The 24,620-nt window shown below is 56.8% G+C and carries 22 protein-coding genes and 1 other RNA gene; 5 read left to right on the top strand and 18 right to left on the bottom strand.

Annotation, left to right across the window (positions count from 1 at the left end):
- Nucleotides 1–43: 43 nt before the first annotated feature.
- The 4 genes from ubiI to E0L20_RS08655 are packed head-to-tail and all read right to left on the bottom strand — an operon-like array spanning nucleotide 44 to nucleotide 4,357.
- Nucleotides 44–1,246, bottom strand: a complete 1,203-nt coding sequence (gene ubiI, locus E0L20_RS08670) for an FAD-dependent 2-octaprenylphenol hydroxylase (RefSeq protein ID WP_131633605.1) — start codon at nucleotides 1,244–1,246, stop codon at nucleotides 44–46.
- A 12-nt stretch (nucleotides 1,247–1,258) separates the two neighbouring features.
- Complete coding sequence (gene ubiH / locus E0L20_RS08665; protein WP_131633604.1) at nucleotides 1,259–2,437, bottom strand: 2-octaprenyl-6-methoxyphenyl hydroxylase; 1,179 nt, start codon at nucleotides 2,435–2,437, stop codon at nucleotides 1,259–1,261.
- Entirely contained in the window at nucleotides 2,434–3,747 is a 1,314-nt protein-coding gene (pepP, locus tag E0L20_RS08660; protein WP_131633848.1) for a Xaa-Pro aminopeptidase, read from the bottom strand. Before pepP ends, ubiH begins: the two co-directional genes overlap by 4 nt.
- 31 nt (nucleotides 3,748–3,778) lie before the next feature.
- The gene (locus E0L20_RS08655) at nucleotides 3,779–4,357 is read right to left on the bottom strand and encodes a YecA/YgfB family protein (RefSeq protein WP_131633603.1); all 579 of its coding nucleotides are present in this window, start codon (nucleotides 4,355–4,357) and stop codon (nucleotides 3,779–3,781) included.
- Between the two features lie 167 nt (nucleotides 4,358–4,524).
- Here E0L20_RS08655 and zapA point away from each other — a divergent pair, with 167 nt between their 5' ends.
- The 3 genes from zapA (at nucleotide 4,525) to E0L20_RS08640 (ending at nucleotide 5,706) form a co-directional block, all read left to right on the top strand.
- On the top strand, nucleotides 4,525–4,854 hold the full coding sequence (zapA, locus tag E0L20_RS08650; RefSeq protein ID WP_014071673.1) for a cell division protein ZapA: 330 nt from the start codon (nucleotides 4,525–4,527) through the stop codon (nucleotides 4,852–4,854).
- Between the two features lie 41 nt (nucleotides 4,855–4,895).
- Nucleotides 4,896–5,079, top strand: a non-coding RNA gene (gene ssrS, locus E0L20_RS08645) — 6S RNA.
- 24 nt (nucleotides 5,080–5,103) lie between these two features.
- Entirely contained in the window at nucleotides 5,104–5,706 is a 603-nt protein-coding gene (locus E0L20_RS08640) for a 5-formyltetrahydrofolate cyclo-ligase (protein WP_131633602.1), read from the top strand.
- A 96-nt stretch (nucleotides 5,707–5,802) separates the two neighbouring features.
- Here E0L20_RS08640 and serA read toward each other — a convergent pair whose 3' ends face one another.
- Both serA and rpiA read right to left on the bottom strand, forming a co-directional pair.
- Complete coding sequence (gene serA, locus E0L20_RS08635) at nucleotides 5,803–7,035, bottom strand: phosphoglycerate dehydrogenase (protein WP_131633601.1); 1,233 nt, start codon at nucleotides 7,033–7,035, stop codon at nucleotides 5,803–5,805.
- Nucleotides 7,036–7,300: 265 nt separating this feature from the next.
- Nucleotides 7,301–7,960, bottom strand: a complete 660-nt coding sequence (gene rpiA, locus E0L20_RS08630; RefSeq protein ID WP_131633600.1) for a ribose-5-phosphate isomerase RpiA — start codon at nucleotides 7,958–7,960, stop codon at nucleotides 7,301–7,303.
- 127 nt (nucleotides 7,961–8,087) lie between these two features.
- Between rpiA and argP the strand changes: the two genes are divergently transcribed.
- Nucleotides 8,088–8,981: a DNA-binding transcriptional regulator ArgP gene (gene argP, locus E0L20_RS08625; protein WP_006178395.1), complete on the top strand. Its 894-nt coding sequence runs from the start codon at nucleotides 8,088–8,090 to the stop codon at nucleotides 8,979–8,981.
- Nucleotides 8,982–9,029: 48 nt separating this feature from the next.
- Here argP and E0L20_RS08620 read toward each other — a convergent pair whose 3' ends face one another.
- The 8 genes from E0L20_RS08620 to E0L20_RS08585 form a co-directional block, all read right to left on the bottom strand.
- Nucleotides 9,030–9,770 (bottom strand): oxidative stress defense protein, encoded by a 741-nt coding sequence (locus E0L20_RS08620; protein ID WP_131633847.1) that lies wholly within the window; start codon nucleotides 9,768–9,770, stop codon nucleotides 9,030–9,032.
- A gap of 91 nt (nucleotides 9,771–9,861) precedes the next feature.
- Complete coding sequence (gene argO / locus E0L20_RS08615; protein WP_023331253.1) at nucleotides 9,862–10,497, bottom strand: arginine exporter ArgO; 636 nt, start codon at nucleotides 10,495–10,497, stop codon at nucleotides 9,862–9,864.
- Between the two features lie 144 nt (nucleotides 10,498–10,641).
- Nucleotides 10,642–11,496, bottom strand: a complete 855-nt coding sequence (locus tag E0L20_RS08610) for a small-conductance mechanosensitive channel MscS (protein WP_131633599.1) — start codon at nucleotides 11,494–11,496, stop codon at nucleotides 10,642–10,644.
- 122 nt (nucleotides 11,497–11,618) lie between these two features.
- Nucleotides 11,619–12,548 carry an HTH-type transcriptional activator AllS gene (gene allS / locus E0L20_RS08605; protein WP_131633598.1) on the bottom strand — a complete coding sequence of 310 codons (930 nt, stop codon included), beginning with the start codon at nucleotides 12,546–12,548 and terminating at the stop codon, nucleotides 11,619–11,621.
- Nucleotides 12,466–13,341, bottom strand: coding sequence for an oxamate carbamoyltransferase subunit AllH family protein (locus E0L20_RS08600; protein ID WP_131633597.1), 876 nt, complete (start codon nucleotides 13,339–13,341; stop codon nucleotides 12,466–12,468). Before E0L20_RS08600 ends, allS begins: the two co-directional genes overlap by 83 nt.
- Nucleotides 13,342–13,381: 40 nt before the next feature.
- Complete coding sequence (locus E0L20_RS08595; protein WP_131633596.1) at nucleotides 13,382–14,644, bottom strand: YlbE family protein; 1,263 nt, start codon at nucleotides 14,642–14,644, stop codon at nucleotides 13,382–13,384.
- Nucleotides 14,645–14,660: 16 nt separating this feature from the next.
- On the bottom strand, nucleotides 14,661–16,322 hold the full coding sequence (locus E0L20_RS08590; RefSeq protein WP_131633595.1) for an acyl-CoA synthetase FdrA: 1,662 nt from the start codon (nucleotides 16,320–16,322) through the stop codon (nucleotides 14,661–14,663).
- A 13-nt stretch (nucleotides 16,323–16,335) separates the two neighbouring features.
- Nucleotides 16,336–17,559: an MFS transporter gene (locus tag E0L20_RS08585; RefSeq protein ID WP_131633594.1), complete on the bottom strand. Its 1,224-nt coding sequence runs from the start codon at nucleotides 17,557–17,559 to the stop codon at nucleotides 16,336–16,338.
- A gap of 334 nt (nucleotides 17,560–17,893) precedes the next feature.
- Between E0L20_RS08585 and E0L20_RS08580 the strand changes: the two genes are divergently transcribed.
- The gene (locus tag E0L20_RS08580) at nucleotides 17,894–18,799 is read left to right on the top strand and encodes a carbamate kinase (RefSeq protein ID WP_131633593.1); all 906 of its coding nucleotides are present in this window, start codon (nucleotides 17,894–17,896) and stop codon (nucleotides 18,797–18,799) included.
- 47 nt (nucleotides 18,800–18,846) lie between these two features.
- On the opposite strand, the gene fbaA is transcribed toward E0L20_RS08580, so the two are convergent.
- The 4 genes from fbaA to tkt form a co-directional block, all read right to left on the bottom strand.
- The gene (fbaA, locus tag E0L20_RS08575) at nucleotides 18,847–19,926 is read right to left on the bottom strand and encodes a class II fructose-bisphosphate aldolase (protein ID WP_131633592.1); all 1,080 of its coding nucleotides are present in this window, start codon (nucleotides 19,924–19,926) and stop codon (nucleotides 18,847–18,849) included.
- A 92-nt stretch (nucleotides 19,927–20,018) separates the two neighbouring features.
- Nucleotides 20,019–21,182 carry a phosphoglycerate kinase gene (gene pgk, locus E0L20_RS08570; protein WP_010435381.1) on the bottom strand — a complete coding sequence of 388 codons (1,164 nt, stop codon included), beginning with the start codon at nucleotides 21,180–21,182 and terminating at the stop codon, nucleotides 20,019–20,021.
- 49 nt (nucleotides 21,183–21,231) lie between these two features.
- A complete protein-coding gene (gene epd, locus E0L20_RS08565) occupies nucleotides 21,232–22,251 on the bottom strand; it encodes an erythrose-4-phosphate dehydrogenase (protein ID WP_131633591.1) in 1,020 nt (339 codons plus the stop codon).
- A 336-nt stretch (nucleotides 22,252–22,587) separates the two neighbouring features.
- Nucleotides 22,588–24,579, bottom strand: a complete 1,992-nt coding sequence (gene tkt / locus E0L20_RS08560) for a transketolase (protein WP_131633590.1) — start codon at nucleotides 24,577–24,579, stop codon at nucleotides 22,588–22,590.
- Nucleotides 24,580–24,620 lie beyond the last annotated feature (41 nt).

Below are 24,620 nucleotides of genomic sequence, written 5' to 3'. Positions count from 1 at the left end.
CCGGCGCGGAGGCCGGGGAAGTAAAGTGTGACGGGGGTCTAACTTAGCGCAGCCAGTCCGGCAGGTCGTTAAGACCCATCGCCTGGCGAAGGAGCTGTGGCTTAACGCCAGGAAGCGTATCGGCCAGTTTAAGACCGATATCGCGCAGCAGTTTTTTCGCCGGATTTGCCCCGGCAAACAGCTCGCGGAAGCCCTGCATTCCCGCCAGCATCATCGCCGCGCTGTGCTTGCGGCTGCGCTCGTAGCGGCGCAGATAGAGATGCTGACCAATGTCCTTACCTTCGCGGTGCAGGCGACGCAGCTCTTCTACCAGCTCCGCCGCATCCATAAAGCCAAGGTTGACACCCTGCCCGGCCAGCGGATGAATGGTATGCGCTGCATCACCCACCAGCGCCAGACGGTGCGCGGCAAACTGACGCGCGTAGCGGCCGGTTAGCGGGAAGACCTGGCGCTCGCTTTCAAGGGTGCACAAGCCAAGGCGGTTATCAAAGGCCACGCACAGCGCCTGGTTGAAGGCGTCCGGCGTTGCTTCCTGCATCTGCTGGGCTTTTTCCGGCACCAGGGACCAGACGATAGAGCACAGGTGTGGATCGCTTAGCGGCAGGAAGGCCAGAATGCCGTCGCTATGGAAAATCTGCCGCGCCACGCCGCCGTGCGGCTCTGCTGTACGAATGGTGGCAACCATCGCGTGATGACGATAATCCCAGTAGGTCAGCGGAATATCCGCCTTGTTGCGCAGCCAGGAGTTGGCGCCATCGGCACCCACCACCAGACGCGCGGTCAGCATGTCGCCGCTTTGCAGGGTGATAAACGCCTCGTTTTCGCCCCACGCCACCTGCTGGATCTGCGCGGGCGCTACCAGCGTCACGTCGCTGCACTGCTGCGCTTTCTGCCACAGCGCGTGGTGGATCACCGCATTCTCAATGATATGGCCCAGATGGCTATAGCCCATGCTTTCGTCGTCAAAGGCAATGTGGCCAAAGCTGTCTTTGTCCCACACTTCCATGCCGTGATAGCAGCTGGCGCGCTGCGCCACGATATCCGACCAGACGCCAAGATGCGTGAGAAGTTTTTCGCTTGCCGCATTGATCGCCGACACGCGCAGTTCAGGCGGCGCATCAGGCGAGACGGGGTGCGGCGCTTTTTGCTCCAGCACGGCCACGCGCAGGCCGCTGCCCTGTAATCCACAGGCCAGCGCCAGCCCGACCATTCCGCCGCCAACGATGGCAACATCAACATTTTGCACGGTGATAACTCCTTAACGCGCGACCCAACCCAGGGTCCGCTGCGCCAGCACGTCACGTGCCGGAATGAACAGTTCCATCGCCATCAGCCCGAGGTTGCGACCTGCAACCAGCGGCGCCCAGCGATTGGCAAACAGGTGTACTAAACCATCGGTAACGCCGATCGTCGCCTCTTTATCGGCCTGACGACGCTTCTGATAATGGCTGAGAACTGAATAGGCGCCACAATCTTTTTGCTCGCCCCACGCCTGCGCCAGAGACTCGGCCAGGCTCATCACGTCACGCAGCCCAAGGTTAAAGCCTTGTCCGGCGATCGGGTGCAGCGTCTGGGCGGCATTGCCCACCAGCGCCACGCGATGGGATATGGACTGCGACGCGGTCGTTAACGATAGCGGATAAACGGCGCGTTTTCCGGCATGGGTAATGCGCCCCAGCCGCCAGCCGAAGGCTTTTTGCAGCTCGGTGCAGAAGCGTTCGTCAGACCAGGACTGCACTTCCTCGGCCTTGTCCTGCGCGTGGCACCACACCAGCGAGCAGCGCCCGTCCGACATCGGCAGCATCGCCAGCGGGCCGTGCGGCGTGAAGCGCTCAAACGCCCGGCCGTTGTGCGCTCCTGCGGTTGAGACGTTCGCAATGACCGCAACCTGTCCGTACGGCTGCTGCCGCCACTCTACGCCGCACTGGGTGCCAAGCGCAGAACGCGAACCGTCTGCCGCCACCAGAAGCTGGCCCTCAAGCGTGGTGCCATCCTCCAGCACAACGCTGACCGCCTCCTCGCTGCGGCTAAAGCTGGCGACGCGTGTCGGGCAGTGCAGCGTCACGCCTGGCGCATCCTGCAACAGCCGAAACAGGCGCAGGCCAACGTCGTGCAGCTCAACCACCTGCCCCAGCGCGTCAATACGGTAATCATGGGCATCCAGCGTCACAAACCCGGCATGGCCGCGATCGCTAACGTGCACGGTGTTAATCGCCGTGGCGCAGTCGGCAATCGCCTGCCAGATCCCGATGCGGGAAAGCTGCTGGCAGGTTCCCTGCGCCAGGGCAATGGCGCGGGAATCAAAACCGGGGTGGTTGGTTGCCTGTGGCGCAACGGCTTCCACAAGATGGACCGGGAGCTGGCCTTTCGTCAGATGCGAAATCGCCAGCGCCAGCGTGGCGCCCGTCATCCCGCCGCCAACGATAATCACGCTCATGCGCGTGCCGCTGCCATCAGCGCCTCAATGTCGTCCGCCTTTTTCACCACCGATGCGGTCAGGTTTTCGTTACCGGTTTCGGTAATCACAATATCGTCTTCAATACGAATGCCAATCCCGCGGTATCGTTCCGGCACGTCGGCATCCGGCGCAATGTACAGGCCCGGCTCCACGGTTAATACCATGCCCGGCTCCAGCACGCGTGACCGTTCAGGACCGTACGCGCCCACGTCATGAACGTCCAGCCCCAGCCAGTGGCTCAACCCGTGCATAAAGTACGGGCGATGGGCATTTTCGGTAATCAGCGCGTCAACATCCCCTTTCAGGATGCCGAGCTTCACCAGACCGGAAATCATGATGCGCACCACGTCGCTGGTTACGTCCTGAATCGAGGTGCCCGGGCGGAACAGCGTGAGCGCCGTTTCCAGAGATTCCAGCACGATGTCGTAAATCTCACGCTGTGCAGGCGAGAATTTACCGTTCACCGGGAAGGTACGGGTGATGTCGCCCGCGTAGCCAAGGTATTCGCAGCCCGCGTCGATCAACACCAGATCGCCGTCGCGCAGCGCGCTTTCGTTTTCGGTGTAGTGCAGAATGCAGCCGTTCTCCCCGCCGCCAACGATGGTATTGTAGGACGGGAAGCGCGCGCCGTGGCGGTTGAACTCATGCTGAATTTCGCCTTCAAGCTGATATTCAAACATCCCCGGACGGCATTTCTCCATCGCGCGGGTATGGGCCAGGGCGCTGATTTCACCGGCGCGGCGCATCACCGCAAGCTCTTCTTCAGACTTGAAGAGGCGCATCTCATGCACCATCGGACGCCAGTCCGTCAGCGTGGCGGGCGCAGAGAGGTTCTGCCGCGATCCTTTACGCAGCTTGTCCAGCGCGGTGAAGACAATCTCATCGGCGTACGCATATTCGCCCTGCGCGTGGTAGAGCACGTCCAGGCCGTTAAGCAGCTGATAAAGCTGCTGATTGATTTCGCTAAACGCGAGGGCACGATCCACGCCGAGTTTCTCGGGCGCGGCCTCTTGCCCCAAGCGGCGGCCAAACCAAATTTCGGCGGTTAAATCGCGTACGCGGTTGAAAATCACGCTGTGATTGTGGGTGTCATTGCTCTTAATCAGCACCAGCACCGCTTCCGGCTCGTTAAAGCCGGTGAAGTACCAGAAATCGCTGCTCTGCCGATAGGGGTATTCGCTGTCGGCGCTGCGCGTCACTTCGGGCGCGGCAAAAATCAGCGCGGCGCTTCCTGGCTGCATATTGGCTAACAGCGCCTGTCGGCGGCGAGAATACTCTTGATTCGAGATAACCATGACACCCTCCTGTGCGTTATTTTTCTTAATGTAAGGTTGGCTTGCGGACTTCCGGCGCGGTCGGCTGCGAGCGCGTAAAGTTGTCGTGGCACAGCAGCGCCGCAACGCGCACGTACTCGATGATCTCTTCGAGAGACATTTCCAGCTCTTCCTGGTCTTCGTCTTCGTCGTAGCCCAGCTGCGCGATGTTACGCAGATCGTCGATCGCTTCACCCGCTTCGCCGGTCACTTTGTCGAGTTTAGGCTGCGTGACGCCCAGCCCCAGCAGGTAGTGATTTACCCAGCCCGCGAGCGCGTCGGCACGATCGAAAACGCTAACGTCGTCGCCTTCAGGCAGATAAAGCTGAAAAAGGAAGCCATCGTCTTCCAGAGAATCGCTGGTCGCGGCATGCATTTTACGCAGCGCCTCTGCCAGCTCGTGACCAAATGCCAGCCCTTCATTCGTCAGGTCGTGAAGCAGCGGCTGCCATGAGCTGTCGCTGTTTCCGCCGCACAGCATGCCACTGATCAGACCGTGCATTTCGGCAGGGGTTAAACCCACTCCCTGCTGGTTCAGTAACTGGTTTAAATCCTTGTAACCAGGCATTTCGTTCTGTTTAGACATGAGCATTCGTCATCAAAGGGGAAAGATTCATGATATGCTACCACTTTGGACCCTGGTGATACCAGAAAAGGGCTTGTATCTTCACATCAGGGTAGCTATAGTGTCGCCCCTTCGCAGCCCCCGGGGCAGTAAGCGAAGGCAGCGCAGTCAATCAGCAGGAAGGTGGCATGTCTGCACAACCCGTCGATCTCCAGATTTTTGGTCGTTCACTGCGAGTGAATTGTCCACCTGAACAAAGGGATGCTTTGAATCAGGCTGCGGACGATTTGAATCAGCGGTTGCAAGATCTAAAAGAACGCACTAGAGTCACAAATACTGAGCAGCTGGTTTTCATCGCCGCGTTGAACATCAGCTATGAACTGACTCAGGAAAAAGCGAAGACCCGCGACTATGCGGCAAGCATGGAGCAGCGCATTAAAATGCTCCAGCAGACCATTGAACAGGCGTTGCTTGATCAGGGTCGCACTCCCGAAAGACCGGGACCAAAGTTTGAATAACACTTCTCAGTTGACTATGGTAGAGTAACTGGGAAGACAAAATTTCTCTGAGATGTTCGCAAGCGGGCCAGTCCCCTGAGCCGATATTTCATACCACAAGAATGTGGCGCTCCATGGTTGGTGAGCATGCTCGGTTCGTCCGAGAAGCCTTAAAACTATGACGACACATTCACCTTGAACCAAGGGTTCAAGGGTTACAGCCTGCGGCGGCATCTCGGAGATTCCCTCTCTCTTCTTCTACCGACTACCATGACCCAATTCCCTGAAGTTTCTCTTTCTCGCCAGGACATCCGTAAATTCATTCGTCATCGCCGTCGAGCCTTAACGCCCGAGCAGCAGGCAGAATTCGCCCAACAGGCTGCTGCACGTATGATGGCGTACCCGCCCGTTGTGCTGGCGCATACCGTCGCCCTGTTTCTCTCTTTTGACGGCGAGCTGGACACGCAGCCGCTTATCGAGCAGCTCTGGCGCGCCGGGAAAAAGGTGTACCTTCCTGTCCTGCACCCGTTTAGCAAGGGCAATCTCCTGTTTCTGCACTACCATCCGCACAGCGAGCTGGTGGTGAATCGTCTGAAAATCACCGAGCCGAAGCTCGACGTGCGCGACGTGCTGCCGCTGTCACAGCTGGACGTGCTGATTACGCCGCTGGTGGCGTTTGATGAACAAGGGCAGCGCCTGGGGATGGGCGGTGGTTTTTACGACAGAACGCTGCAAAACTGGCAGCAGTACGGCCTGCAGCCCGTGGGTTATGCGCATGATTGTCAGGCAGTAGAAGCCTTGCCGGTGGAGAAGTGGGATATTCCGCTGCCGGCGGTGGTGACGCCCAGTAAAACCTGGCTCTGGTCGAATTAATAATTAAGCCGGGTGGCGCTTACGCTTACCCGGCCTACAGATCCTCAGCGTAGGTCGGGTAAGGCGCAGCCGCCACCCGACACTACGGACCGCACATCAGTACAGCAGGCGCGCGCGAATCGTTCCCGGTATCGCCTTCATGCTCTGCAGCGCTTTCTCGGCAACCTCTTCCGTCGCTTCGATATCAATTACCACGTAGCCCATCTGCGAGTTGGTCTGCAGGTACTGCGCGGCGATGTTGACGCCCTGCTCGGCAAAGATCTGGTTAATGGCGGTCAGCACGCCAGGACGGTTTTCGTGAATGTGCAGCAGACGGCGACCGCCGTGCAGCGGCAGAGACACTTCCGGGAAGTTCACCGCAGAAAGCGTTGAACCGTTGTCGGAGTATTTGCTCAGCTTGCCCGCGACTTCCAGGCCGATGTTCTCCTGCGCTTCCTGGGTAGAACCGCCGATGTGCGGCGTCAGGATCACGTTGTCGAACTCGCACAGCGGAGAGGTGAACGGATCGCTGTTGGTTGCAGGCTCCGTCGGGAAGACGTCAATCGCCGCCCCCGCCAGATGCTTACGCTTCAGGGCATCCGCCAGCGCAGGAATATGAACAACCGTGCCGCGCGCGGCGTTGATCAGCAGCGAGCCCGGCTTCATCAGCGCCAGCTCTTCCGCGCCCATCATGTTTTTAGTGGAGGCATTTTCCGGCACGTGCAGGCTCACCACGTCGCTCATGTTCAGCAGGTCAGACAGATGCTGAACCTGCGTCGCATTGCCCAGCGGCAGCTTGCTTTCGATATCGTAGAAGAAGACGTGCATCCCGAGAGATTCCGCCAGAATACCGAGCTGGGTGCCGATGTGGCCGTAGCCGATAATCCCAAGCTTTTTACCGCGCGCTTCAAAGGAACCGGACGCCAGCTTGTTCCACACCCCGCGGTGCGCCTTGGCGTTGGCTTCAGGAATGCCGCGCAGCAGCAGCAGCAGTTCGCCAATCACCAGCTCCGCCACGGAACGGGTGTTGGAGAACGGGGCGTTAAAGACGGGAATACCGCGTTTAGCGGCGGCGTTCAGGTCAACCTGGTTGGTGCCGATGCAGAAGCAGCCGATTGCCACCAGCTTTTCTGCCGCAGCGATAACATCTTCGGTCAGGTGAGTACGGGATCGCAGGCCAATGAAATGGGCATCACGGATGGACGCTTTCAGCTCTTCGGTATCGAGCGCGCCTTTGTGAAATTCGATGTTGGTGTAACCTGCCGCACGAAGGCTATCGATTGCTTTTTGGTGCACGCCCTCGACCAGCAGGAATTTAATCTTGTCTTTCTCCAGTGATACCTTTGCCATTTACCCGACCCTGTTTTTGTCTGAACTGATGTTGTGCTGGATTTAAATCCGCTGTAGCCAACATATCAAAAAAAACTATTGCAGCAATATGAACGTTTGCGTCGGGGCTCTGAAGAAAAGTCATGCAGGGCAAAATGGCAGAGGAATATGCTACGGATAATTATGAATGCGGCAGGATCGGCAAAAGAGGCGTAAAAACGTGACACAAGTCACCGAATTTAGCTTTTCAATTTTTTTTAGCGGGGGGAGGGCTCCCCCCGTCAGATCATTTTACGATGGTTTTCACGCCGTCAGCGGTGCCGATCAGCGCCACGTCCGCGCCACGGTTGGCGAATAGCCCTACGGTCACTACGCCCGGAATGCCGTTGATGGCATTTTCCAGCGCTACCGCATCGAGGATTTCCAGGCCGTGTACGTCGAGGATCACGTTACCGTTGTCGGTCATCACGCCCTGACGGTACTCCGGACGCCCGCCCAGCTTCACCAGCTCACGCGCCACCGCGCTGCGCGCCATCGGGATCACTTCAACCGGCAGCGGGAAGTTACCGAGAATATCCACCTGCTTGGAGGCATCCGCGATGCAGATAAACTTGTCGGCAACGGAAGCAATGATCTTTTCACGCGTCAGCGCCGCGCCGCCGCCTTTGATCATCTGCATGTGGCCGTTGATTTCATCCGCACCGTCAACGTAGATGCCCAGGCGATCCACTTCATTCAGATCGAAAACGGTAATGCCGAGGCTTTTCAGCTTTTCCGTGGAAGCATCAGAGCTGGAAACTGCGCCCTCAATCTGCCCTTTCATCGTGCCCAGTGCATCGATAAAGTGTGCCGCCGTCGACCCGGTGCCAACACCCACAATGGTGCCCGGCTGTACGTACTGGAGAGCGGCCCATCCTACTGCTTTTTTCAGTTCATCCTGCGTCATGATCGTTTTGCCTGTGGTGTGAAAACTTACGGCGCATTATAGAACACGTCGGATGGAATTCGTCTGCCACGAAGGGAAAATTGTGTCATAGTGCAGATTAAGCAAAATTAAGGAGTAAGCCAGAGCAATGAAACGTCCGGACTACAGAACACTACAGGCACTTGATGCGGTTATTCGTGAACGAGGTTTTGAGCGCGCGGCGCAGAAGCTGTGCATCACTCAGTCCGCCGTATCACAGCGTATCAAACAGCTTGAAAATATGTTCGGGCAACCGCTGCTGGTGCGTACCGTTCCGCCGCGCCCAACCGAGCAGGGGCAAAAACTCCTCGCCCTGCTGCGCCAGGTGGAACTGCTTGAAGACGAGTGGCTGGGTGACGAACAGACTGGCTCTACGCCGCTGCTCCTGTCACTGGCGGTGAACGCCGACAGCCTGGCAACCTGGCTGCTGCCTGCCCTTGCCCCCGTCCTGGCTGACTCCCCTATCCGTCTGAATTTACAGGTAGAAGATGAAACCCGCACCCAGGAACGCCTGCGTCGTGGCGAAGTGGTCGGGGCGGTCAGTATTCAGCCTCAGGCGCTGCCAAGCTGTCTGGTCGATCAGCTGGGGGCCCTGGACTACCTGTTCGTCGGTTCAAAAGCCTTTGCCGAGCGCTACTTCCCGAACGGCGTCACCCGCGCCGCGCTGCTGAAAGCCCCGGCCGTGGCGTTTGACCATCTGGACGATATGCACCAGGCCTTCCTGCAGCAAAACTTCGACCTGCCGCCGGGCAGCGTGCCGTGCCATATCGTGAACTCGTCCGAAGCCTTCGTGCAGCTCGCGCGTCAGGGCACCACCTGCTGCATGATCCCGCACCTGCAGATTGAAAGAGAGTTGAAAAGCGGTGAGCTGATTGACTTAACGCCGGGGCTGTACCAGCGCCGGATGCTCTACTGGCACCGTTTTGCACCGGAAAGCCGCATGATGCGCAACGTCACCGACGCGCTGCTGGCGTTTGGGCATAAGGTGTTGAGGCAGGATTAATCGCTTGAATTCCCTCTCCCTGTGGGAGAGGGTTAGGGTGAGGGCAAATTACTGCGCCTTAGCCGCCTCAGTTTGCTGAGTTTGAGCTGGCTGCAGCTCGAACACCACGTCCACCTGATCGTCGAACTGAATGGTCGGCTGCTCATAGGTTTCCTGAGCAGATACCGGCGCAGCGTCGGCCTTCATCATCCGTACCATCGGGCTTGGCTGGTAGTTAGAGACGTGGTAGCGCACGCTGTAAACCGGGCCGAGCTTGCTCTTGAAGCCAGAAGCCAGCTGCTCCGCCTGATGAATTGCATCATCAATCGCCGCTTTACGCGCTTCGTCTTTGTATTTATCCGGTTGCGCAACGCCCAGAGAGACGGAACGAATTTCGTTCAGACCCGCCTTCAGCGCACCGTCCAGCAGCGAATTCAGCTTATCCAGCTGGCGCAACGTCACTTCCACGGTACGCACGGCGCGGTAGCCTTTCAGGATACTTTTACCGTTCTGGTAGTCGTAATCGGGCTGGGTACGCAGGTTAGCAGAGTTGATGTCTTTTTTAGCGACACCATTCTGTTCCAGGAAAGAGAGATATTGCGCAACACGGTCGTCAGCCTGCTTCTTGGCAGAAGCGGCATCCTTCGCGGCTACGTTCACTTCAATTGCCAGCGTTGCAACATCCGGTACCGCATCCACGCTTGCGGTGCCTGAAGTGACGATGTGCGGGCCGTTTGGCAGTTCATTCGCCTGCACCGACACCGCACCTAAACTCACTAATGCCGCCAGGGCCATCACCTTAAACTTCACTGTCATTCCTCCATGTTGCGAAGAGTGCCCAACATCAGGGCGCATGCCAGCAAGCTTAGCGGGTCTGGTTCAGATGTCCATAAGACAACGCTTAGTTGAACAATCCCTGTACGTGATGAACGCCCTCTTTGGCCAGCTGAAACGCGATAAACCACATCACCAGCCCCACCAGGGTATTGATTATGCGCTGCGCTTTGGCGGTGCGCAGGCGCGGCGCCAGCCACGCGGCCAGAATAGCCAGACCAAAGAACCAGAGGAACGACGCGCTGACCGTACCGAGCGCAAACCAGCGTTTTGGCTCAACGTCCAGCTGCCCGCCAAGGCTGCCCAGCACCACAAAGGTATCAAGATAGACGTGCGGGTTAAGCCAGGTGACCGCGAGCATGGTCACGATTATCTTCCACCGCCCCTGCTTCATCACCTCGGCGCTCGCCAGCTCGAGATTGCTGCTCATGGCCGTTTTCAGGGCGCCGAATCCGTACCATAAAAGGAACGCCACGCCGCCCCAGGTCACCAGCGCCAGCAGCCACGGGGACTGCATCAGCAATGCGCTGCCGCCAAAAATCCCGGCGCAGATCAGCAGTAAATCGCTTACCGCACACAGCAGGGCAATCATCAGATGATACTGGCGACGGATGCCCTGGTTCATCACGAACGCATTCTGCGGGCCGAGGGGAAGGATCATGGCCGCGCCCAGCGCAAGCCCTTGAAAATAATAGGATAACATGACGAAATTCTCACAGTATTGTTCTGGATGCAGACTATACTGCGTGAATCACATTAGAGGAAATGGATAATATTAATTGGTGATTAGCGTGGCTAATAAAAGAAAAGCCCGGCGACGCTAGCGCTTACCGGGCCTGGGAAGACGTTATTCGGCTTCTTTGACTTTTTTGACGTTTACGTCCATCTGCGGGTACGGGAAGCTGATGCCGTTAGCGTCGAAGTCACGCTTGATACGCTCCAGAACGTCCCAGTAAACATTCTGCAGATCGCCGCTTTTGCTCCAGATGCGCACCACGAAGTTAATCGAGGAAGCGCCCAGTTCGTTCAGGCGAACCGTCTGCTCTTTGTCCTTCAGAATGCGATCGTCTGAAGCAATGATGTTGCTGATCAGCGACTTCACCTGATCGATATCGGAGTCGTACGCCACGCTGATAATCAGTTCGTTACGACGCACCGGCTCACGGGAGAAGTTAATGATGTTGCCCGCGATGATTTTCCCGTTCGGCACAACCACGATGCGGCCATCGACGGTACGCATGGTCGTTGAGAAAATCTGCACCTGCAGCACGGTCCCGGCAATGCCGCCAAGGTCAACGTATTCGCCGGAACGGAACGGACGGAAGGTGACCAGCAGAACGCCTGCCGCCAGGTTTGAAAGCGAGCCCTGCAGCGCCAGACCAATGGCCAGACCGGCGGCACCAAGAACGGCAATGACGGAGGCGGTCTGCACGCCCACACGACCCAGCGCCGCAATCAGCGTAAAGGCGATAATGCCGTAGCGTACCAGTGCGGAGAGGAAGTCAGCCACCGTGGCGTCAATGTGACGGGCCAGCATTACGCGGTTAACCGCGTTCGATACGATACGCGCCACGATCATCCCGACGATGATGATCGCAATGGCTGCTACAATATTAACCGCATAACTCAGCAGCAATGCCTGGTTGCGCACCAGCCAGGTTCCCGCGTTGTTAATCCCATCTACTACACCGAGATCTTCCATTCAATTTTCCTTGTTAATAACCCAAACACGCGCTAACGAGATCTCAATCACGAAAACGCCAGTGTTAAAGGTAAACAAAAGCAGGAAAATATGCCATTTACGGAGGCCGATTTCTGTAAGAGTTAGTAAAGCTGAGGGTCAATTTCGCTGGTAAATTCCGCCACCAGCGGATCTTTGTTGCGAAATAACGTCACAATCTCGTCAATCACCTTTCCGCTGCCGACGGACTTCCACGCCACCGATAGCGGAGATTTCTGGCGCGGGTTTACCACCTCTCTTGCCACCAGCTGCCCGGACTCAATATAGGGCTGACACTGACGCTCTGGCAAAAAACCTACCCCCAGCCCGCTGAGGTGACAGGCAATTTTAGTGCTCATATCAGGCACCTTGATCTCCTTCTGCCCGCCGAGCAGCCACGCCACCCGACGCGTCAGGTTACGCGAGGTGTCGTCAATATTGATCGCCGGATACTTGCGCAGCATATCGTCCGTTAAGCGATCCGCTGGATGTGACGCCAGCGGGTGATCGCTGGCAACCACGAATCGCCAGCGAATCTCACCCAGCGGGAGAAGTGAAATGGTATTGGACAGGGATTCCGATCCCGTCACCCCGATGGCGAGGTGAAAATCATCGTAGAGCAACGCATCCCACACCCCCATATACACCTGGCGGGAAAGCTGGAAACGCGTGAAGGGAAAACGTTGATGCAGCCAGGTTAATAGCCTGGCGGCAGAGCGCGGCTGGTAAAGCAGATTGTTAACAACAATATTGATCTGTCTTTCGACGCCCGCATTAATTTGCTGCAGTTCATCCGGCATGGCGTCCAGCCAGCTCAGCCACTGCCGACAGTTTTCGAGCAGATGCGTGCCCGCAGGGGTTAAGCTCACTGAACGGGTGGTGCGCAAAAAGAGCTGCGTGCCGGTTTGCTCCTCAAGCGTTTTAATCCGATAGCTGATCGCTGCTGGCGTTTTATGGAGAGAAGCGGCCGCCCGCGAAAAACTCCCGGTCTCCGCAACCCGAATAAATGTCCGCACTGTTTCCTGATCGAGCATGTCCTCGCCTTTCCTTCCGGATCTGTAGCCATCGCAACGTAATCACCATGCCGGCAACAATATCTGCGCCCGACGTATGCCCCATCAGCACCAGCCGCCGAATGGCTCTGTGCGGATCGCGCCCGGCCTGCAGGCAGCGCAGCAGGTGAAGAACCGGAGTCGAAAATTCGCCGTAGCGGGCGCTGTTGAGGTAACTACAGCTTACCGAGGTTGTGATCGTCATGAGTTGATCGGCCGAGGGTAAAAATGGGCAAGCCTGGAGTTGCGTGGAAAAGTGTGAAGCATGTAACACTGCCAGCGCGCCTGTCAGCATGTCGTCGCCACCGGGCGTTAGGCCGGGCCCCATGCCAATTAATCCTGCCCATGAAGGAGGCGTTCCGCTCTCCCACTGGGTGAGACCATCCAGCAATAGCCTGAAGGCGATGGCACCCGCGTCCAGCTGACGAAGCGGGCCGCACAGCCCCGTTTTTTCCGGGTAGTTCCGCAAATCGGGCACGGGCATCCTACCGCTTTGAGGAGTCAGGTTGAGGGGACGTCGTAGCAAGACAGATGCGTCATGCCCCAGCAGGATCTTGCCCCGTTTAGTCCACCGCTGAGCATCGTAGACTTTTGCGAAATTACTCGTGGAGAGCAACACCCCGGCAGGCGCGACGCCCTTGCCGTAACGGATAAATGTCAACAGCGCGCCATCGGCATGGCTATAGTTGATCGCTTGGGTGAAGCGGCTGTGCAGACGCCACTCCCCGTCGCTCAAACGATCAACGCCACCACAGGCCAGAGACTGTACGATCATAGCGAACACTCCGGGGCGGCAGGACCGCCCCTCTCCCCCCTTACGCGGTAACGTGATACAGCTCCGCGAGCGCCTCAAGGGCTTTTTCAAAGCACGGCAGCGGTGCGCGCACCGTGCCGGCCCCCACCTGTCCGATCCCCGCCTCGCGGTGGGCGATACCGGTGTTAATCAGCGGCGTGATCCCGGTTTCAACAACCCGACGGACATCTAACCCCAGACATGCTCCCCTGAAATCCCAGGAGGGGATCTGGAAGAGCGGGTTACTGGCGAGGTAAATTTCAGCCATCTCTTCCGACGTTTCCAGCGCGGCGTCCATGCCGCCCGCCCCGACAAAGCGCGTGACGCCGGGTGCCGCAATCATCGCCGCACCGCCAATTCCCAGCGTTTCGGTGATTGCGCTGTCGCCGATATCCGGGTTCGCGTCCGCCTGGCTGTAACCGGTAAAGAACAGCCCCTGCGGGGTATTCACGGGGGCGGTAAACCAGCGGTCGCCCGTACCGCTCACGCGGATACCAAACTCGCGACCGTTGCGCGTCATGGCCGTGACCACGGTACCCGCCTTGATTTGCGCAGCCGCATCCATTACCGCTTTGCTGTAGGCCATCGCCAGGTTGAGGAAGAACTGGTCGGTTACGCTCAGGAACTGCAGCACCTCGATGATGTCATCCTGCGGGCGATCCAGCCCCGCAATCACCGGGGAGAGCGTGCGCAGTAATAACGAAGACGCGGCGATGTTACGCTGGTGAAACTCGTCGCCCATGGTAATGGCCTGCGCCATCATCGCCGTCAGGTCAATGCCGTTGTCAATTTCGCTCAGCGCTGCCTGCAGAACCGGGGCCAGCGTATCGCGCATCCAGCGCAGCCGCTGCTGCACATCCTCACCGTACGCGCCAAAACGCATCACCTTGCCGATGCCTTCGTTCAGATTGCAGCAGGCCTGATTACCATGAACCACATCACGCACGATCAGCACCGGCATGTTCGCCGAGGTGATCCCGCCCATTGGCCCCACGGCACCCACATGGTGGCACGGGATAAACGCCACTTCTCCCTGCTCCAGCAGGCGCACCGCATCTTCTTCACGCTCGACCCAGCCTTCAAACAGCGTGGCCCCAATGCACGCCCCGCGCATTGGCCCGGTCATCTCTTCCCAGGCTATCGGTGGGCCCGCGTGCAACAGCTTACGCCCGGAGGAGAGTTCGGCTACCGCCTCTTTGGCAGGTCGGACTGCCACCCAGTGCGGACGCGCAGCTTTAATTCGTTCAATGATGGCTTCATTGGCCTGTGCAATAGATGAATACATATCTGTACCTCTGAACTTAATGTAACTGTTTGAGTAAACTGGCAAGACGGGCGTTGCCGCCGGCGACGGGCGCCCACTGATAGTGAACAACCGGCGTCCCGCTGCTCTGCAGATCCAGCGCAAAACTACGCAGTCCGGCATTGATGACCTGAACGCCGTCGAGGAGCGCGCAGTGCTTGTCTGATGCGCTCGTGGGCTGGGGTTGGATCAGGCAGGTGGCGAGCAACACGGCCTCTTCCAGCGTCTCAACAACGGCGACACCGGCCTGCCGCAGCTTTTCGCTCTGCCCGTTACGCCCCTGGGGATCGGCCTCGGTGCCGGTCAGCGTGGCGATAACCACCAGCGGCTCAGCGCGCTGCGAGCGCACGCTTTCAATCGCCTCAACCACCGCCGCCGCAGGATCGGCACAGGCGCCATAGCCCAGCACCACGTCCAGCAGCAAAACGCCCGTCTCGGGCTGAGCGGCCAGCTTTTCAATTTCGATGCTGCGGGTAGTGGGGTCGATCATCGGGTGCGGTCTGCCGAGGGTGTAGCTGTCATCCCCTAAATCGACGATGCGATGGCCTCCGGACTCCAGCATGACGCCATCCTGATGGCTTTCGCTCAGCGGTATACCCAGCCCCTCGGAAAGCAACATCGCCGCTTCCGCCGCCAGCGTACCGCCGGCATACAAACCGCAAATGCGTTTACCCGCCACCTCGGGCTGAGTCTGGCGCTGGTTAGCCACGCGCATCAGCAGCACCGCAAGCCGTGCAGCATCGGAAAGCGAATGCGCAAGCCAGACGTTGCCGTCGCGGCGCTGCTCCGGCTGGCTCCCGAGGAACAGCGCAACCAAGGGCTTACCGACGCTCTGCATGGCTGTAATAACCCTGGTGCGCACCTGAGGTGACGGCGGCTTAGAAACGAATGCGATGACCTTTGTTGCCTCATCTTCTGCCAGCATCTCTAGCGCGGTAAGCGCGCTAAGACCACCGACGTCAGCACTCAGATCGCGCCCCCCCAAACCAATGGCATGGCTTATGCCCTGCCGGTGAAGGGCAATCTGTGAGGTGATTTCCTGAATACCCGTCCCGGACGCGCCAATTACGCCAACTCCCCCCTCGGGCAGGACGTTGGCAAAAGCCAGCGGGCTGCCGGCAATCATCGCCGTACCGCAGTCCGGCCCCATAACAATCAGGCCACGCTCGCGAGCCAGCGTTTTCAGCTCAACTTCCTGCGCAACCGGCACGTTATCGGAAAACAGCATCACGTTTTTATCAGCCAGTAACCCTTCTTTGGCGACCGATGCGGCATACTCTCCGGCAACGGAGACCAGCAGCAGATTGGCATCAGGCAGTTTCTGACAGGCGCTTTCCCAGCGACGTGCTTTCACTAACTGGTGCGAACTTCCCGACGCAGTGGCAATCGCGTTCAGCTCTTTCTCTAACTGCTCGCGGATAAGATCCAGGATCGCGGGCTGTTCGGACCCGGTGCGTACGGCGACGCAAATATCGTTCGGCGTTGCCTGGGAAAAATCCTCGTGCCAGAAGCCCGTTGACTCCAGCATCGATTTATTCGCCGGGGTTCCCATCATGACGGAGACCTGATCCACTTCCGGGTGTTCGCTTAATTTGCGGGAAATTATCATCAGGCTGACGGAATCCTGAAAACTTCCCTTTTTAACAAAGGCGTAAATCATTACCGCTACCTCTTTATGCACGTTTCTCTTTTAAGAACAGCATCCCGCACAGACCAATTGCCAGGAGCACCGCGGAGACATAGAAGCTGGAAGCCAGGCTTCCCGTCATGTCGCGAACGGCCCCGGCAATAATCGGTGCCAGAATGGATGAGCTCATACCAATGAAGTTGAATAATCCGAATGCGGTGCTGTAGTTGTTTTCATCCACGCTGTCGGCCACCAGCGCCACCAGCACCGGGTCCAGCGCCAGCTTGCCTACCAGGCCGTACACGCAGAGCGCGACGATGACGCCGGTCATACCTGGCATCCAGACGATGGACAACATGCTGACGATCGCCACCGGCACTAAAAACAGAATTAATGGCTTACGCTTGCCTAACTTATCGGAGAGGCTGGAGAACAGCAGCGCGCCCGGAATAGAGATCCACGCCACCAGCGAGGAGATAAACCCGGTTTCGCTGCCCGGAATGCCGCGTTCGTTCTGGAGGTAATAAGGTAGCCAGGTCAGGATCACGAAGAAGCCAAACAGGCTGCAGAACACCATGATGTAAGTCAGGATCAGGTTACGGTTCTTAAACAGATCGCTGAACTTGCCTTTTTTAACCGCTTGCCCTTCGGCATCGGCAGTGCGTTTCTTCTCCTTAACGAACAGCCAGATAGCAATCCCGACCAGAACGGAAGGTATCGCCATTGCGTAAAACGGCATTCGCCAGGAGTAGCCCTGGTCATAGACCAGCCAGCTGGAGGTCATTAAGCCGAGGGCAATACCGAACGCCATACCGCTGTTAATTATCGCGCTGCCCAGCGAGCGGTATTTTTTCGGGATCTGTTCAGAGGATAAACCGTACTGAGGGCCGTAATATGTCCCCTCCCCGGCACCGGTCACAACACGCGCAAAGAGCAGCGTGTACCAGCTTTTTGCCCAACCGGTCACCGCGGTAAAAACGCCGAAGAGAATAAAGCCGGGAACCAGCACTTTTTTCTTGCCAATTTTATCGCCAAGTATCCCGGCCGGGACCTGCAATAAGGCATATGAAAAATAGAACACTGAATTAAGTATCCCTAACTGCGTTCCGCTCAAGCCAAATTCTTTTTCCAGCTCGCCCATCACGGGATTTAATACCGTGCGGTCGGCGTACATAAAAATCCAGCCTAGCCAGAAGAGGAAAATCGTGACCCACCAGGCCGGTATTCCTTTTTTCTTTGTGGCCTCAGCCACGTCATAGGATGCAGACATAAGCAATCTCCCGGTAATATTTACCGCTGAATACCTCTTGTTATCGCACTGATACGTGAGGCTTGATGTTTTAACTGCCGTTACAGTATCGAGGTACAAGGCTATTTCATTTGAACAATGTCACACAAAATCTATTGTTATAAATTCCTGGGAATTGACGACGATATTATTAAAAAAAATCTAATAATGACTTTCAAAATTAATTAAATAAACAAAAGCGAAACCTGATTAATTAATGAGATATTTTTTGTGGTCGCCGACCTGGAATGTTTATCACATTACCGATTTCATAAACCTTTATTTTGACCGCGAGATATTTACCAAAGAGGTCATCATGAAAAAGAAAATAGTTATTGCTCTTGGCGGCAATGCGTTATTGCAGCGCGGGGAGGTTCTGAGCGCAGAAAATCAGCAGCGTAGCACAAAGGTCTTTGCCAGAATGGTCGCCGCGCTGGGAAGTGATTACCAGCTGGTCATCGTTCACGGCAACGGGCCGCAGGTCGGCCTGCTGGCCTTGCAGAATGCGGCCTATACCGACTCGCCAGCCTGGCCGCTGGACATACTGGTTGCTGAAAGCCAGGGGATGATTGGCTCCGCTATCGCGCAGGAACTGACGCAGTATGCGGGGAGCGTTCCGGTATCAACGCTCATGACTCGGGTTGAAGTGGACGCGAACGATCCGGCTTTTTCTCTGCCTGGAAAATACATTGGCCCGGTCTATCAGCCCGAGCAGCAGGCAGCGCTTGAGGCGCGCTACGGCTGGACGATGAAAGCAGACGGTAAGTATATCCGTCGCGTTGTTCCCTCTCCGCTTCCCCTGAAGATCGTCGATGACCAGGCAATCGCGGCGCTAATGGCAGCCGGCCACGTAGTGATTTGCTGTGGCGGTGGCGGTATTCCGGTGATCGCGGAGGGTGCGGGCTATCAGGGAACGGAAGCGGTCATCGATAAAGACCTGACCGCGGCGGTGCTGGCGCAGTCTATTCATGCCGATCATTTACTGATCCTGACCGATGCCGATGCGGTCTATGAAAACTGGGGAACGCCGCAGGCTCGCCCGCTTCGGCATGTTACGTTGCAGGAGCTAGCACCTTTTGCCGCACCGGACGGTGCAATGGGGCCCAAGGCTGCTGCGGTGATTCAGTTCGTGCAGCAAACGGGAAACACGGCGTTTATCGGCGCCCTGAAGGACGCCCCGCAAATACTGGCGGGCGAAAAAGGAACCTGTATTACAGGCTAAAAAAAAGGCTTCCCGAAGGAAGCCTTTTTTATTGGGCAAAATTCAAATTACAGAACGTCTACCGCGTTCAGTTCTTTGAATGCCTGCTCCAGACGAGTAATCATAGAAGTCTGGGCAGCGCGCAGCCATACGCGTGGATCGTAGTATTTCTTGTTCGGCTGGTCTTCGCCTTTCGGGTTGCCCAGTTGACCCTGCAGGTAAGCTTCGTTGGTTTTGTAGTAGCCCAGGATACCGTCCCATGTTGCCCACTGGGTATCGGTATCGATGTTCATTTTCACTACGCCGTAGCTTACGGAGTCTTTGATTTCCTGAGCAGAAGAACCGGAACCGCCGTGGAAGACGAAGTTCAGGCTGTTGTGCGGCAGGTTGTGTTTCTTGGAAACGTATTCCTGAGAATCACGCAGGATGGTCGGGGTCAGTACCACGTTACCTGGTTTGTAAACGCCGTGTACGTTACCGAAGGACGCTGCGATAGTGAAGCGTGGGCTGATTTTGCTCAGCTCGGTGTAAGCGTAATCAACGTCTTCTGGCTGGGTGTACAGTGCAGAAGCGTCCATGTGGCTGTTGTCCACGCCGTCTTCTTCACCGCCGGTGCAGCCCAGTTCGATTTCCAGGGTCATGCCCATTTTGGACATGCGCGCCAGGTATTTGGAGCAGATCTCAATGTTCTCTTCCAGAGACTCTTCAGACAGGTCGATCATGTGAGAAGAGAACAGTGGCTTACCGGTTGCCGCGAAGTGTTTTTCACCCGCGTCTAGCAGACCGTCGATCCACGGCAGCAGTTTCTTCGCGCAGTGGTCAGTGTGCAGGATAACTGGAACACCGTAGTGTTCAGCCATCTGGTGTACGTGGTGCGCACCAGAGATAGCACCCAGGATGGCAGCACCCTGAGGAACGTCAGTTTTCACGCCTTTACCCGCGATGAACGCAGCGCCGCCGTTAGAGAACTGAACGATAACTGGAGCTTTAACTTTGGCTGCAGTTTCCAGTACGGCGTTGATGGAGTCGGTACCGACGCAGTTAACTGCTGGCAGAGCGAAGTTGTTTTCTTTAGCTACCTGGAACACTTTCTGTACGTCATCACCAGTGATCACGCCAGGTTTTACGAAATCAAAAATTTTAGACATGTTGCTTAGTCCTGTATCTTCGGCCGTTAGAAAAGGTGCGTGCTCTTATAAGCGCGCTGAAAATTGGGCAGGTTTCCCTGCCCTTGAATGGCTTACTTCTTAGCGCGCTCTTCGAGCATTGCTACTGCTGGCAGTACTTTGCCTTCCACGAATTCGAGGAATGCGCCGCCACCAGTGGAGATGTAGGAGATCTTGTCAGCGATACCGAACAGGTCGATTGCTGCCAGAGTGTCACCGCCGCCTGCGATAGAGAACGCTTCGCTGTCTGCGATTGCGTTAGCAACGATTTCAGTCCCTTTGCGGAAGTTCGGGAATTCGAACACGCCAACAGGGCCGTTCCACAGGATAGTTTTCGCGTTTTTCAGGATTTCAGCCAGTTTCTGTGCAGAAACGTCGCCCAGGTCCAGGATCTGCTCTTCATCTTTGATGTCGTTAACAGATTTCAGGGTCGCGGTTGCGGTTTCGGAGAACTCGGTCGCTACGCGAACGTCGGTTGGGACCGGGATATCACAGGTGGTCAGCAGGCGTTTCGCTTCGTCAACCAGGTCTGCTTCGTACAGGGATTTACCCACGTTGTGGCCCTGAGCGGCAACGAAGGTGTTCGCGATACCACCGCCTACGATCAGCTGGTCAGCGATTTTTGACAGGGAATCCAGAACGGTCAGTTTGGTAGAAACTTTAGAACCACCAACGATAGCCACCATTGGACGAGCAGGTTCTTTCAGTGCTTTACCCAGCGCTTCCAGTTCGTCAGCCAGCAGAGGGCCTGCACAAGCAACGTCTGCAAATTTACCGATACCGTGGGTAGAGGCCTGCGCGCGGTGAGCCGTACCGAATGCATCCATTACGAATACGTCGCACAGGGCAGCGTATTTTTTAGACAGCGCTTCGTCGTCTTTCTTTTCGCCTTTGTTGAAGCGAACGTTTTCCAGAACAACCAGTTCACCGGCAGCGACTTCTACGCCGTCCAGGTAATCTTTCACCAGGCGAACCGGGCTGGACAGTTTGTCTTTCAGGTAATTAACAACCGGCAGCAGAGAGAACTCTTCGTTGTACTCGCCTTCAGTTGGACGACCCAGGTGGGAGGTCACCATCACTTTAGCGCCCTGCTTCAGAGCCAGTTCGATGGTTGGCAGAGATGCACGAATACGCGCGTCGCTGGTCACTTTGCCATCTTTAACCGGTACGTTCAGATCGGCACGGATGAAAACGCGTTTACCTGCCAGATCCAGATCGGTCATCTTAATTACAGACATGGTGAATCCTCTCGTTGATTCTTAAAGTTTTGCAGACGCACAATGCGTCCTACCTGAAACCTTGAGCGGCCATTGCTAACGTGGTGTCGAGCATTCGGTTAGCAAAGCCCCATTCGTTATCACACCAGACCAGCGTCTTGATGAGGTGTGCGCCACTGACTCTCGTTTGCGTGCCATCGACGATGGCGCTGTGCGGGTCGTGGTTAAAATCTACTGAGACCAACGGTAATTCCGTATAGTCAACTATACCATGAAATGCACCCTGTGCCGCTTTTTGCAGCAACAGGTTGACTTCACAGGCTTTTACAGGTTTTTTCACCGTCACGCTGAGATCGATTGCGGTCACGTTAATCGTCGGCACACGTACGGCAATGGCCTCAAAACGGTCGTTAAACTGCGGGAAAATACGGGTGATCCCCGCAGCCAGTTTAGTATCTACCGGAATAATCGACTGGCTCGCCGCGCGAGTGCGTCGCAGGTCCGGATGATAAGCGTCGATGACCTGCTGATCGTGCATGGCGGAGTGAATCGTGGTCACGGTGCCGGATTCAATGCCATACGCATCGTCTAACAGTTTGATGACCGGAATAATGCAGTTGGTGGTGCAGGAGGCGTTGGAGACAATGCGGTGTTCAGGCTGCAGCTCGTGCTGGTTAACGCCAAACACGACGGTGGCGTCAAGGTCGTTGCTGCCGGGATGGGAGAACAGGACTTTTTTCGCGCCAGCGGACAGATGCGCTTCGCCGTGTTCCCGATTGCCGTACACGCCGGTACAGTCAAGCACCACATCCACACCCAGTTCACGCCAGGGTAGCCCTTCAATGCTGCTTTCATGCAGCACGCGAATAGCATCATCGCCGACAAACAGCTGCTCTCTTTCCTGGCGAACGTCCCAGGCAAAGCGGCCGTGGCTGGTGTCATATTTCAACAAATGCGCCATGCCCGCAGCATCCGCCAGTTCATTGATTGCCACCACGGTTATTTCCGCACGACGCCCGGATTCATATAAAGCACGAACCACGTTGCGCCCGATGCGACCGAAGCCATTAATCGCTACGCGTACGGTCATAGATCTCCTGCAAAGCTATCCCTGAGTTTGAGGTGGCTGAAAGAGTAATCCAGCGACGCCCGAAGGGGAATCTTTGCTGTCACAAACTGCGATTGATTGGTCAATTGTCGAACATTTAATCGACTGAAACGCTTCAGCAAGAATAAGCGAATCGGGGAATAAAAGGAATCTCTGCCCAGACCAATAAGCCAGCTATATGACTTGCGTCACATTTTTGATGGAATAATGCCTGCAAAAAAGCCGGGTAAGCGCTAGCGCTTACCCGGCCTACTTTATACTCCCTCTCCCCGTGGGAGAGGGTCGGGGTGAGGGCATCAGCCCGCACCGGACAAACGATTACAGCAGTTCTTTCGCCTTCGCGACAACGTTCTCAACGGTGAAGCCGAACTCTTCGAACAGCAGCTCTGCAGGAGCAGATTCACCGAAGGTGGTCATGCCGACAATAGCGCCGTTCAGGCCCACGTATTTGAACCAGTAGTCAGCGATGCCCGCTTCCACCGCCACGCGAGCGGAAACCGCTTTAGGCAGTACGGATTCACGGTAAGCGGCATCCTGCTTGTCGAACGCGTCGGTAGACGGCATGGACACCACGCGCGCCTTAACGCCTTCGGCAGTCAGTTTTTCCCAGGCTGCAACAGCCAGTTCAACTTCAGAACCGGTGGCGATGAAGATCAGCTCTGGCTGGCCCGCGCTATCTTTCAGCACGTAACCGCCGCGGGCGATGTTCGCCAGCTGCTCTGGCGTACGCTCCTGCTGCGCCAGGTTCTGACGGGAGAGGATCAGTGCGGTTGGGCCGTCCTGACGCTCAACGCCGTATTTCCACGCCACCGCGGATTCAACCTGGTCACATGGGCGCCATGTGCTCATGTTCGGGGTCACGCGCAGGGAAGCCACCTGCTCTACCGGCTGGTGAGTTGGGCCATCTTCGCCCAGACCGATGGAGTCGTGGGTGTAAACCATCACCTGACGCTGTTTCATCAGCGCAGCCATACGCACGGCGTTACGAGCGTATTCAACGAACATCAGGAAGGTAGAGGTGTACGGCAGGAAACCGCCGTGCAGGGAGATACCGTTGGCAATCGCGGTCATACCGAATTCACGTACGCCGTAATGGATGTAGTTACCGGCAGTGTCTTCGTTGATCGCTTTAGAACCGGACCAGATAGTCAGGTTAGAAGGCGCGAGGTCAGCGGAGCCGCCGAGGAATTCAGGCAGCAGAGGACCAAACGCTTCAATCGCATTCTGAGACGCTTTACGGCTGGCGATTTTAGATGGATTCGCCTGCAGCTTAGCGATGAACTCGTTCGCTTTCGCGTCGAAGTCAGACGGCATGTCGCCTTTCATACGACGGGTGAATTCAGCCGCTTCCTGAGGGAACGCTTTCGCATAGGCAGCGAATTTTTCGTTCCAGGCCGCTTCTTTCGCCTGGCCCACTTCTTTTGCATCCCACTGCGCGTAGATGTCAGACGGGATTTCAAACGCAGGGTGTTTCCAGCCAAGCGCTTCACGGGTCAGTGCGATTTCCGCATCGCCCAGCGGCGCACCGTGGGAATCGTGGGTGCCCGCTTTGTTCGGAGAACCGAAGCCGATGATGGTTTTGCACACCAGCAGAGAAGGTTTGTCCGTTACCGCACGCGCTTCTTCTACTGCACGTTTAATCGAGTCAGCATCGTGGCCATCAACGCCACGCACAACGTGCCAGCCGTAGGCTTCGAAACGTGCTGCGGTGTCGTCAGTGAACCAGCCTTCAACGTGACCGTCGATGGAGATACCGTTGTCGTCATAGAACGCAACCAGTTTGCCCAGCTTCAGGGTACCTGCCAGGGAGCACACTTCGTGAGAAATGCCTTCCATCATGCAGCCGTCGCCCATGAACGCGTAGGTGAAGTGGTCAACGATGTCGTGACCAGGGCGGTTGAACTGTGCCGCAAGGGTCTTCTCAGCAATCGCCATGCCTACTGCGTTAGCAATACCTTGACCCAGCGGGCCGGTGGTGGTTTCTACGCCCGCGGTGTAACCCACTTCCGGGTGACCTGGAGTTTTGGAGTGCAGCTGACGGAAGTTTTTCAGCTCTTCGATTGGCAGGTCGTAGCCGGTGAGGTGCAGCAGGCTATAGATCAGCATAGAGCCGTGGCCGTTGGACAGCACGAAGCGGTCGCGGTCAGCCCATGACGGGTTCTGCGGGTTGTGGTTCAGGAAATCACGCCACAGGACTTCGGCGATATCAGCCATACCCATAGGGGCCCCTGGGTGGCCGGATTTGGCTTTCTGTACTGCGTCCATGCTCAGCGCACGAATAGCATTAGCAAGCTCTTTACGTGAGGACATTTTAACTCCAGATCGGACTGTTAAAGGCCATGCCCTTGACG

The sequence above is a fragment of the Enterobacter wuhouensis genome (assembly GCF_004331265.1).
In the GTDB taxonomy this organism is placed as follows: Bacteria; Pseudomonadota; Gammaproteobacteria; order Enterobacterales; family Enterobacteriaceae; genus Enterobacter; species Enterobacter wuhouensis.
The sequence above is the reverse complement of the archived record's forward strand: the minus strand, read 5'-3'. Positions and strand labels throughout refer to the sequence as shown.